This window comes from Alteromonas sp. BZK5 (assembly GCF_014349115.1).
Lineage (GTDB): Bacteria > Pseudomonadota > Gammaproteobacteria > Enterobacterales > Alteromonadaceae > Alteromonas > Alteromonas macleodii.
The window spans coordinates 1-1823 of sequence record NZ_JACSOE010000228.1 but is presented as its reverse complement, the minus strand read 5'-3'; the positions used below and the strand labels follow the sequence as shown (position 1 = coordinate 1823).

The 1823-nt window shown below is 42.6% G+C and carries 1 protein-coding gene; it reads right to left on the bottom strand.

Annotation, left to right across the window (positions count from 1 at the left end):
• Window positions 1-257 precede the first annotated feature (257 nt).
• Entirely contained in the window at window positions 258-1358 is a 1101-nt protein-coding gene (locus BIZ39_RS21525) for an ISAs1 family transposase (protein WP_187448070.1), read from the bottom strand.
• Window positions 1359-1823 lie beyond the last annotated feature (465 nt).

Sequence of the window (1823 nt, the reverse complement as noted above, 5' to 3'; positions counted from 1 at the left end):
TAGAATTGATGATTTAGAAAGAACAAAAGCATATATTACGATTACCATTGACGACATAGATTGACTGCTGTGTCACGACTAGGTAAGTGACCATAATTGATGTAGCAAATTATTAAAACATAGTTATCGTCTTTGATATTCGAAGCGGTAGAGCAAAGTTAAAAACGGCAGTATGTTTGTCTAAATAATAATTCGTACTAGTGTGATTACCAAGGGATACTGACGGTACAGGGCGCGAGCATACTTTGTTAAATTGATTAACGAAAGAATAGCTCCGCTCTAAAACCGTCAGACCATCCAGCTTGTTTTAACTTTCGTCTATGGCTTGTCTTCTTAGGATGCTGTTTGGCAAGATTTAGTGAAATCCGCCTGAGTAAGGCGAACACTTCCGCCGCCTCTCTATCACCAATCAGGCTCATATCTTCTCGATAGACCACATCCAATATCCAGTGTTGCTGATTCTCGATGTACCAATGTTGGCGAACAGCATTGAAAGCCAGTTTGGCATCGCAAGCCAATGAACTCAGATAAAAGTAAGTGCTATAGCTGACTTTTTTACCTTGTTTACGGCAACGTTCAATCGCTATCAGGCTTTTTGCGCTATGCCATTTGTCATCCAGATGAGTCGTATCAGACAGTGGGAGTTGCCATAAGGTACGCGTTTCTTCCCGACCATGTCCTTTAGTTTCCTCAACGAAGGTCTCCACGCCAGCCTGTGCCTTACCTGCAAACGTCACTTCAAACTGGGCTTTGATAAACTGATACAGGTTTTTCTGATTGCTTTTGACTTGCACGACATAGTCCCCGCCTTGGCCTTGTATCAAGGACAAGGTATCGCCCTGACAATGCAGCGCATCGAGGGTAAAGATATTGCCTTTGATATCCAACATGGATAACAAATCTCTCACCGCTTGTATCTCTTTGCCTTTACCTTGCGTGGATTGTTGGAAAAGCACGAGCCCTTGCTGTGTATCGAAGGCGCTTACCAGATGTAGGGTATTGTCTTTATCATTGCGGTTGACCGCACCACGCACGGTTTTACCATCAATGGCAATCAGCGGTTTATCATGCTGCTTCCGTTGTTCGTTGACCCAGCTGTATAAAGCTAAACTTAGCTGCTCTATGTTCACCGAGCGGATAATACGGGCGATGGAGTGTCTGGTAGGAATGCCATTTTCAAAGGGGCGAAACTGTCGAAGCCAGTCGAGCTTTTCATGGCCAAAGTCCTCAACATCAGACCAGCCTTCCGCTCCTGAAATCACTCTGTTGAGCACGAGAAACATGACATCGACCAAATTGTGGCTACGATTAATGTGAGACCGAGTGTCTTCGACGAGGCTTAAGTAATCCGTGAGCATAAATATCTAAAATGACGATAAGAATGCCGATCTGATCATGAGTATCTGGGAAAGTTCAACTCTTTAACAAAGTATGATCCGGCCCTGACTGACGGTATAAGTATCAAGCGGTTTTGACATAATCACACTAATTCTAATAATTTGATAAGCGCAGTTTTCAAACTGTTTTTCTACTGCGCTTTAAATCAGCTGTAAATTCGTGCGTTGACAGTCCGTTCATTGTCTGAAGCGGACTTGCGCAAAAGTTATGTCCAACGTCCGCTTTACGCTCATAGCAGCCATAGATATTTTGAAACTTCAATGTCCACTTTACGCTCATAGCTGCCTGTCAGATGGAGTCAAAACCGACTCATCGAAACTGTGAGTTCAGATATGTTATGAATCCCTAAAAGTGTAACAATTACTTGATGCTCTAAAATACCTGTTTATACTGATTATTAATACAGGTATAAAGTAATAGTTATG